This is a genomic window from Dialister sp. (assembly GCF_036343215.1).
GTDB lineage: Bacteria > Bacillota > Negativicutes > Veillonellales > Dialisteraceae > Dialister.
Window position 1 is genome coordinate 1 of the sequence record NZ_JAZASU010000068.1, and the last position, 9,066, is coordinate 9,066.

Below are 9,066 nucleotides of genomic sequence, written 5' to 3' on the forward strand. Positions count from 1 at the left end.
AATTTCATCAAGCAGATTTTCATTCTTACCCACAATGCCTATTTCCATCGTGAAGTAACTTATCTTTATGCCCGGAATTGGGACTTTGTATCTTTTTACCTGGTCCGCAAAATCAACAATAAATCTTCCGTCCAGTTGTTTGAAAAGCAGAACCCCGACTGCCCTACCAAAATGATGAATGTCAATCCTGTTAAGAACTCCTACGCTGCCCTTTGGGAATCTTATAAGGAAGTCCGGAGCGGTATCCCGTTAAAGAGCACCATTCGCAGGATTCTAGAATATTATTTCCTACAACTCTGCGGGTATGAAGAGGATGATCTAAGGAAGCGTATTCTGGAAGACCATAAGAACGACTTTCTATTTGATGAAAATGGTAGAGAAACTCCAGAGCGATATGAGATGGCGAAAGTGCTTCTTTCCTACATTATTTCCGATAATTCCAGTGTGAATGATGGAATCAACTATACGGACGACTTTCTTGATGAACAGCTCTACCGGAACACATTTAGAATGATTTTCAAATACATGAATCAAGAACAGCACTTCAATATGATGATGGGTATCGAACAAGGAGAAAGATAAAATGCGCATCAGCTACAATAAACTATGGAAGCTGTTGATTGACAAAAACATGACCAAAATGGAATTAAAAGAAGCCGCCGGCGTAAGCGCCGCTTCAATTGCAAAACTCGGTAAAGGTGCTAACATCACAACTGATGTCCTGCTTAAAATCTGTGGAGCTCTTCATTGCCGTGTCGAGGATATTCTGGAAACAATCAATGATTAAAAAAACTCCGTGCAAACTGATATAGTCTGCACGGAGTCTTTTGTCATCTAAATCATGAACGATTATCAAACCATAGAACGATACCCTTTAACCTACCGTTCAAATGTTGTGCATTTTGGTTTTCAGAAAATTTGATACGAAAAATGTGCAAATGAATTTTTTGCCGAAAAATAAAAAATGGACTTCCGAAGCGGCATGCTTCAAAAGCCCATATATCAAGCGATTTTCAAGATTTGGGGTGCGAAAAGTTCTTTTATCAATACGGGGATTTGCATTTCGCAAAGGAAAAGCCGAGATTGCCGGACATTAAATTTTTAATCCAGTCTACATACTGAACCACAAGGGGCTTGTCGAGCCCCAGGGAAATACGGGTGAGTTCGATCTGATCCTTCGTCATATCCGGGGAAATATACATATCCGCCGGATCCCCCGGAGTCAGGTGTACCAGAAGAAATGCCCCGACCGATATGAGAAATAATACCGGTATGGCGATGAGCAGACGCTTAATGATATAGTTCCTCATACAATCCCCCTCTATTTCCCCTCGGAAATAAAAAAACGCAACGGGGGCATATGCCGATGCCTCGTTGCGTCATTCAGATCAACTTCGTTAATCTGTCATTCTTTGATTGAACCCATTATACATTTCTTTTTTTGTCATGTCAACGGAGTAAAGAAATATTTTATGCAATGGATTGGAAATTATTACAAGTTAGAAATATAAAATCTTTTGTTTCAAAAGGGGAAACTGAATTTTTTAGCAGCTTTTGCTTCGGGAATTGTCGGGAATTATCTCGGGATTGTCGGGGTTGTCGGGAAGGTGACGGCGCTGATGCGCCGTCAATTTTTTATGGGGATTTTGCACAGACGGGGATGAACCCCCGTATGGTTCCATCAAAGCAGGACATATGAATTGGGCTGTACGATCGCGCAACTCGAAAATGAGATTGTCCCCTCCCCATCCGGTCAGGTCCCCAAAGCAGAGGGGAAAGTGGCGTACTATCCTTAGAATCGATATGTGAGCGCCGAAGGCCGTGCGCAAAGCGCACTATATAAGATTGGTTTGCAAAGCAAACCATATCCTCCCCGAACCCCGCACCCCGTACCCCGAATCTCCGGAATTGATCCCGAAGGAACGTGCCGGGATGAGGCTAAACCCCGAATACCGTGAAAGACTCGGGTCATGGTATCTGCCCAAAGACTCAGTCAGCACAATCCATCACATCAAAGACCGCTTTGCTCCCCTTTTCTGCCGGCATGATGCGGAGTCTGGCATCGATTCGTTCTTCCAGTTCCGGTACATGGGAGATGATGCCTACGAGTCGTCCCGTATTCTGGAGGTCGATCAGGGTATTCATGGCGCTGTTCAGCGCTTCGGGGTCAAGGGTGCCGAAGCCTTCATCGATGAACATGGTATCGAGCCTTACTCCTCCCTGCCGGGCCTGGACCACGTCGGCAAGACCCAATGCCAATGAGAGGGAAGCCAGGAATGTTTCGCCGCCGGAGAGGGTATTGGCGGGGCGGGATCTTCCCGTATAGCTGTCCGAGACTTCCAGGGTGAGACCCCCTTTGGCATCGGTGGAGCCGTCGGCCATTCTGTGAAGGCTGTATCTATGATGGCTCATATCGAGAAGACGGAGGTTGGCCGCCCGGGTTACTTCATCGAGGAGGGCTCCCAATACATACCTTTCCAGGGTGACTCTCGTCTTATCGCCCCGGACAAGGCTGTAAAGGCCTGCCGCAAGGCCTGCCTCTTTCAGGGTTTCTTCGTGGCGTTTCGATATTTCTTTGACTTTTCCTTCCGCCTGTTCCAGGAGTTTCTTTCTGTTTTCGCCGTCGGAAATGGTGCGCAGGGCTCCTCTGATATCTTCCTGCAGTTTCGATTCTTTCCGGCCCAGGGCTTCCATATCCGGTTTCGGTTCCCTGCCGACAGTCAGTTTTTCATCGGCAATGATTTTTTCTGCCGCTTTCAGCCGGCTCTGCCAGGTCTCGATGGTTCTGGAAATAGAATCTTCCTCGCCCGCCTTTTTATACCAGCTGCTGCATTCGGCGAGGTCTTTAAAGCCGGCGGAGAGGGATTTTTCGGTCAGTTTTCCTTCCCATTCCTTGTAATCTTTTGCCAGTTTTTCCCGCTGTTCTTCGTAGGTTTTGTACTGCATTCCGGCTGCAGAAAGTTCGGCCGCTGCCTTTTCTTTCTTTTCTGCCGTTTCTCTGGACGCCTTTTCCCAGTCCTGAATGAAATGGTTGAGCCTTGCCACTTCGGTCTGGATGGCATCGGTATTTCTATATTCTTCCGGCACATCTTCCAGGGTCCGGAGTTTGGCTTGGGCATTTCCCAGTTCCGTGATGGCGCTTACAAAAGCGCCGGCCTGGTAATTCTGCCAGAGGAAATTGGCATCGTCATAATCTTCGGCCGCTTTTTTTGCTTTTTTCTCTGCTTTTTTCAGCATCCCTTCGGTGGGAAGATTTTTGTCCGCTCCTGCGGGAGACGGATGATGCATGGCTCCGCATACGGGACAGGGCACGCCGTCCCGAAGATTTTTTGCCAGAATGGCGGCCTGGCCGGAATAGTAGGCATGGGCGATGTCTTCATATTCTTTCCGGGCCTGATCTCTTTCTGCCTGGCATTCTTTGGCTGTTTTTTCCAGCTGTGCCAGTTTGGCAGCCGCTTTATCGTATAAATCCGTGAGCCGGTCCACTTCCCGCTTTGTGGCGCCATAGGCTTTTGCCTTCGGTTCCCAGGCAATGAGGAGGGCCATGCGCATGCGGGACTTTGCAATTTCATCGGTCTGTTTTTCCAGTTCTTGTGCTTTGGCGGCAAGAAGGGCTTTTTCTTTTTCTGCTTTTGTTTTTCGCAGACCTGCACTGTCCAGCTGGCTGCGGACAACTTTTCCATCCGCTATGATTTTATCCAGATTTTCGAAATAAGCCGCCAGTTCTTTGGCGCTGCGGATCCGGGCGAGGTTTTTCTTTGCCTCCTCCATCTTTGGCGTTTCCGAAAGGAGGATTTTCTGCTCTTTTTCCGCTTTTTCCAGATTCATGAAATGGCTGTGAAGGACGGCGGCTTTCTGATAGCCTTTGCGGAAATCGTTATACTCCCGAATCGCCCGGTCATGAATGGCTTTGGCTTCGGAAATGGCTTTTCCGGTTTCGGAAATTTTATTTGTGAGTTCCTTTTCATCCGCAGCTCCTGCCATGCGGAGGGTGGCATCCAGCTCGGTTTCTTCATTTTTCTGACGGCCCAGAAGGACTTTGTAATGGGCAAAGAGTTCATTCTGGAAATCGGAGAACCGCTGGGTCTTGAAAAGCTGTTTCAGGATGGCTTCCCGCTCTTCTGCCTTGGCCACGAGGAGTTTCCGGAAATCCCCCTGGGGCAGCAGGATGACCTGACAGAACTGGTTTGCATTGAGGCCCAGAAGTCTGGAAGACGCATCTTCCACATTTTTCGTGACCGTTCTTACTTCTTTTCCATTTTCCAGTTCCGAAAGGGAGGCCTGCATGGTCACCTTTTTCAGGCCTTCGCCCCGTTTTTTATTCAGCATCTGCTCCGGGCTCCTGGAGGCGCGGTACATTTTCCCGCCGATTTCAAAGTCAAAAATGACTTCCGTTTTTTGGGCGCCCGTAGCATAATCGCTTCGCATATGGCTTCCCGTCCGGTCCCCGCTGGTCCTGCCGTAAAGGGCATAGCACATGGCATCCAGAATGGTGGTTTTGCCTGCGCCGGTCGGTCCGCAGATCAGGAAAAGATGGCGGCCTTCGAGTTTGTCGAAATCAATCACCGTTTCTCCTGCATAGGGCCCGAAGGCACGCATGATGAGTTTCAATGGTTTCATTTTTCCGCCTCCCCTGCATAGACCTTTTCCCAGATGGAAAGGGCCAGTTTTTCTTCATCTTCCGTGAGCTCCGTCTCCCGGAACTGTTTCACGAATTTTTTCAGGATTTCTTCGTCGCTCATCTGCTCCAGATGAAGGTCCCTTGTCCCTTCATCGTCTTTGAAGCCCATATCCTGTTCCACACCCAGGCAGTTCGGGAATTTTCCCCGAAGTTTCGGCATGGCATCGATGACCGGCGATTCATTGGTGAGGGTGATCTGGAGATAATCTTCGGAAGGTTCCGTTTTTTCATCCATCAGGGCTTCGAAAGTCCCTTTCATTTCCCGGAGCTGGCGAAGGGGTGTAAGTTCGTGGAAGGAGGTGGAAATATTTCCTTCTCCATCCATATTTCCAATAATCACGCCTTTTTGCTGGTACACTTCATTGAAGGAGTACCGCATAAGGCTTCCGGAGTACTGAATCCTTTCAGAATCCGACTGTGTCTTCTGGGGCCCGTGGAGATGGCCCAGGGCCGCATAGTCATAAGCCGCAAAAAGAGAATCGGGAATCTGGTCATAGCCTCCGATGGAAAGGGGCCTTTCCGATTCGGAGGGGCTCCCGCCGGCTGCAAAAACATGGGCCAGGGCGATTTTCCGCATTCCCTTTCCTCCGTCAGGAAGGAGGGAAAGAAGATGGTCCGAAAGGGCCTTCTGGGCGGCCTCAAAAGTCCGCACCGATTCGGCTCCTTCGATGCCGCATTCATTCATCATGACCCGAACCCTCGCAGGATCCGCATAGGGCATGGGAAGGAAGGCGATTTTTCCGTATTCATCGGACAGAATGACCGGTTTCACCCTTTCCAGAGGCCCGAAAATATAGAGTCCCTGGTGGGAAAGGAGACGGCTTCCCACGGCCAGTCTTTCCGCACTGTCATGATTGCCGCTGATAATGAGGAAGGGGATTTTCCGCTTCCCCACGATTTCTTCGGTCATCCGGTCAAAAAGTTCCACTGCTTCTTCGGGAGGATAGGAACGGTCATACACATCTCCCGAAAGAAGGATGACATCCGGTTTTTCCCTGTCCACCAGGGGAAGGAATTCATGGTCCAGGAGCCAGGACTGGTCTTCCTTCATGGAATGCTCTTTGAGGAGCTTTCCCAGGTGCCAGTCGGCAGTATGAATGAATTTCATAGATTTTCCTCTTTTCTTAAACTTTTCAGCAAAGCGATTTCCTCTGCATAACCGGGAAGTTCATTGGGCGTTTCCAGATAGAAAGGAAGATCCCGAAGCTTCGGATGGTTGATGATTTTCGTGATGGTCCCGATGCCGAGGGATCCCTGTCCGATTTTTTCATGCCGGTCCTTATGGCTGGCCAGTGGATTTTTGTCATCATTGAGATGAATGGCATGAAGTCTTGGAAGGCCGATGATTTCATCAAAGGTTTTCAGTACACCCTCCAGATCATTTACGATATCGTAGCCCCCGTCATAAATATGGCAGGTATCCAGGCAGATTCCCATCCGGTCCTTCCGTTCCACTTTTTCGATGATAGCAGAGAGTTCCTCAAAAGTGCGGCCCACTTCGGTTCCTTTTCCTGCCATCGTTTCCAGGCATACCACTTTTGGAAGTTCTTCCTGATCCATGGCATAATTCAGCATATCGGAAATGAGGCCCACAGCCACATCCACTCCCTGTTTCAGATGAGCGCCGGGATGGAAATTATACATGCAGTCCGGCAGATGGGCTGCTTTGGCCAGGTCTTCCCGGATGGCCCTGCGGGCAAAATCCCGGACACTTTCCTTTGTGGACGCGCCGTTCATGGTATAGGCTCCATGACAGAGAATGGGCCCGAAATCATGATCTTTCATCCACTGACGGAGGCCCTCCACATCTTCCTCGATCAGAGGTTTCGACGCGCCGCCCCGGGGATTTCTGGGGAAGAACTGGAACGTATTTCCCCCCAGCTCTGTGGCTTTTTTGCCCATGGCCAGGTAACCATTGGTCACGGATAAATGACAGCCGATGATGAACATAGTGACTCCTTTATGGAAATAAAAGCAGATTCTCATAAAATTACAATTTAATTATAGCATGAAACAGGCCTTCCGGGGGCAATGGCTGCCTGCGCTCATGGAAAGCAATTCATGCATTCTGCGAGATTGGTTATCAGTTCGCAGTTATTAGTGAAACTTAAAGGGAATACCAGATTTCCCCAATAAGAATGGCCCGCCATCCAGTCTGATGCGGGCCTTCCTTCACTAATAACTAAGAACTGATAACTGATAACCTTATAACTCCAGCCATACTGCCTGTTTTGTAATTACTGTATTTCCCAATAAAAATGGCCCGCGCTCCGAAAGGAAATCCTCAGGCCATGAAGGGATTTCCGGGTAAAGCTGCGGGCACCGGAAGGCCATGAATTTAAATTTTCCCGGTACATTCTCCGGAAGAAAGCAGGGAAATCTCTTTTTCCTGTTTTTCTTTTTCGCTCCGCTGCATGAGAACAAGACTCACTGTTATCAGTCCGGCTCCTGCCAGCTGAATCCATGTCATGGCTTCTCCCAGAATCAGCCAGGAAAAAAAGGCGGCCATCATGGGAGCGGCGGCAGCAAAAAATCCTGCCATTTCAGGAGAAGCATATTTCTGGGCCACCGTCTGGAAAGTAAATCCGAAGACGGAGCAGAGGAGGATGAGACCGGAGAGAGAGGCCCAGGTGGAAAGTCCCACAGGAGGAACCGGTATTTCCAGAAGGAAAGAAAAAACAAGGCCCAGAACGCCCATGACTCCCATCTGGAGAAGGCCGATGGAAATGGGTTCGGCCCGTTTCGCAAAATAGCCGGTCAGGAGAATCCATACCGCATAGAAAATAGAGCCCGCAAGGCAGATGAGTTCACCGGCTGAAAAGGAAATTTCATTTCCTTTGAGCGTAAGACATCCAATTCCCGTAATGACGAGGGCCATGGAAAAAATCGTCTTCAGACCGGGAAATTTCCTTTTCAGAAAAGCCCCCATGAGGATGACCCAGAGGACCGCCGTATTTTCAAGAAAAGCTGCCGAAGAGGCGGGAATCATAGTAAGACTTACCAGTTCACAGGCCATGCAGGCGAAAAGGGAAAGACCTGTCAGGATTCCGCCTTTGATTTCCTCCCGGCCGATTCTGACGAGTTTCCTGTGAAAAAGGATGCAGAGAAGGAGGGAAGAAAGGAGGAAACGGATGCCCAGCAGTTCCAGGGGCGGAAGGGCATGGATGGAAATTTTGGAAAATGTATAGGACGTGCTCCGCGCCGCAATGACGGAAAAGAGAAGGATTTCTGCCTGTCTGCTGTTCATGAAGGTCTCCTTTCGAGGAAATGGAATTTTTGCTGCCTTCATGGTACTATAGAGTCAGCTGTGACGGAATAGCGAGTATTTCATAACAGATATGATAAAAATTCAAAGGAGTTTCTATGGACACGGAAAAATGCAGGATCCTTCTCACCACCCTGGAAAAGGGCAGCATGTCGAAAGCCGCGGAAATACTGGGCTATACCCCTTCGGGGATTTTAAGGGCCATCAAAAGTCTGGAAGAAGAAGTAAGCCTTCCCCTGCTCCTGCGCACCCCGCGCGGCGTGACGGCGACAAAAGAAGGAGAAAAAATCCTGCCGGCCCTGAAGGAAATCCTCCGGCAGGAACAGGTCATCCGCGAAATCAGCGGAGATGTAAACGGACTTGTCACCGGCGAGCTCAATATCGGCACTTTTTTCAGCGTGGCCGCCAATCTCCTGCCTCCCATCCTTTCGGATTTCAGGAAAAAATATCCCGGAATCCGGATCAACCTGGTCCAGGCAGGAAATAAAGAACTCCGGGAGCGGCTGATGAGCCATGAACTGGACGCCGCCATCATCAGCCGCCAGACTTACGAAGGCCCCTGGATTCCTCTCATCCGGGATGAACTCGTGGCATGGCTTCCGGAAAATCACCCTCTCGCCGGCCTTTCCGCTTTCCCTCTCAAACAGTTGGAAAAAGAACCTTTCATCGACGAAATTCCCGGCGAAGAAACGGACATCTGGTGGCTCTGTGAAAAAGAAAAACTCCATCTGCAGGTCGCCTTCACTTCCGTGGACAATTACAGCGCTTACAAAATGGTAGAGGCAGGCCTGGGCATTTCCCTCAATAACCGTCTCATGACTGCCTCCTGGCAGGGAAAAGTGAAAGTCCTCCCCCTTTCTCCCCGTCAAACCATCGAACTGGGCATAGCGGTACCGGAAACACCTTCCCCGGCATTGAAAAAATTTATCGAATATATGAGGAAGGCTGTATGAGTGAAAACCGCGGAGCCCTTTATTTTTCAATGGGTATCCAAAAGTTTAATAAAATTCTAATGATACAAATCGCACTTTTTGCTACTATACCGGTGGAGCGAATGAAAGGGCCCCTGAAGAAATCCCTCATCACCTGGATGTACACAATCGATCGAACCGGCGGAGGG

Annotated in this window: 8 protein-coding genes; 3 read left to right on the forward strand and 5 right to left on the reverse strand. The window is 49.3% G+C overall.

The window, feature by feature from the left end:
• Both VZT47_RS07970 and VZT47_RS07975 read left to right on the forward strand, forming a co-directional pair.
• On the forward strand, window positions 1-582 hold a 582-nt coding region (locus VZT47_RS07970), incomplete at its 5' end, for an AAA family ATPase (protein WP_330224443.1).
• A gap of 1 nt (window position 583) precedes the next feature.
• Entirely contained in the window at window positions 584-787 is a 204-nt protein-coding gene (locus tag VZT47_RS07975) for a helix-turn-helix domain-containing protein (RefSeq protein WP_330224444.1), read from the forward strand.
• A gap of 256 nt (window positions 788-1,043) precedes the next feature.
• Here VZT47_RS07975 and VZT47_RS07980 read toward each other — a convergent pair whose 3' ends face one another.
• The 5 genes from VZT47_RS07980 to VZT47_RS08000 all read right to left on the reverse strand — a co-directional run bounded on the left by VZT47_RS07980 (window position 1,044) and on the right by VZT47_RS08000 (window position 7,928).
• A complete protein-coding gene (locus VZT47_RS07980; RefSeq protein WP_330224445.1) occupies window positions 1,044-1,310 on the reverse strand; it encodes an ABC transporter permease in 267 nt (88 codons plus the stop codon).
• A gap of 679 nt (window positions 1,311-1,989) precedes the next feature.
• Window positions 1,990-4,620 (reverse strand): SMC family ATPase, encoded by a 2,631-nt coding sequence (locus VZT47_RS07985; protein ID WP_330224446.1) that lies wholly within the window; start codon window positions 4,618-4,620, stop codon window positions 1,990-1,992.
• Window positions 4,617-5,789 (reverse strand): exonuclease SbcCD subunit D, encoded by a 1,173-nt coding sequence (locus VZT47_RS07990; RefSeq protein ID WP_330224447.1) that lies wholly within the window; start codon window positions 5,787-5,789, stop codon window positions 4,617-4,619. Before VZT47_RS07990 ends, VZT47_RS07985 begins: the two co-directional genes overlap by 4 nt.
• Entirely contained in the window at window positions 5,786-6,631 is an 846-nt protein-coding gene (locus VZT47_RS07995; RefSeq protein WP_330224448.1) for a deoxyribonuclease IV, read from the reverse strand. The genes VZT47_RS07990 and VZT47_RS07995 overlap by 4 nt, the downstream gene beginning before the upstream one ends.
• Before the next feature lie 388 nt (window positions 6,632-7,019).
• Window positions 7,020-7,928, reverse strand: a complete 909-nt coding sequence (locus VZT47_RS08000; protein ID WP_330224449.1) for a DMT family transporter — start codon at window positions 7,926-7,928, stop codon at window positions 7,020-7,022.
• A gap of 116 nt (window positions 7,929-8,044) precedes the next feature.
• On the opposite strand from VZT47_RS08000, the gene VZT47_RS08005 reads away from it, so the two are divergent.
• Window positions 8,045-8,899 carry a LysR family transcriptional regulator gene (locus VZT47_RS08005; RefSeq protein WP_330224450.1) on the forward strand — a complete coding sequence of 285 codons (855 nt, stop codon included), beginning with the start codon at window positions 8,045-8,047 and terminating at the stop codon, window positions 8,897-8,899.
• Window positions 8,900-9,066 lie beyond the last annotated feature (167 nt).

Coding starts and splice junctions, on each gene's coding strand:
- VZT47_RS07975 (WP_330224444.1), top strand. CDS start 584: ATGCGCATCAGCTACAATAAACTATGGAAGCTGTTGATTGACAAAAAC.
- VZT47_RS07980 (WP_330224445.1), bottom strand. CDS start 1,310: ATGAGGAACTATATCATTAAGCGTCTGCTCATCGCCATACCGGTATTA.
- VZT47_RS07985 (WP_330224446.1), bottom strand. CDS start 4,620: ATGAAACCATTGAAACTCATCATGCGTGCCTTCGGGCCCTATGCAGGA.
- VZT47_RS07990 (WP_330224447.1), bottom strand. CDS start 5,789: ATGAAATTCATTCATACTGCCGACTGGCACCTGGGAAAGCTCCTCAAA.
- VZT47_RS07995 (WP_330224448.1), bottom strand. CDS start 6,631: ATGTTCATCATCGGCTGTCATTTATCCGTGACCAATGGTTACCTGGCC.
- VZT47_RS08000 (WP_330224449.1), bottom strand. CDS start 7,928: ATGAACAGCAGACAGGCAGAAATCCTTCTCTTTTCCGTCATTGCGGCG.
- VZT47_RS08005 (WP_330224450.1), top strand. CDS start 8,045: ATGGACACGGAAAAATGCAGGATCCTTCTCACCACCCTGGAAAAGGGC.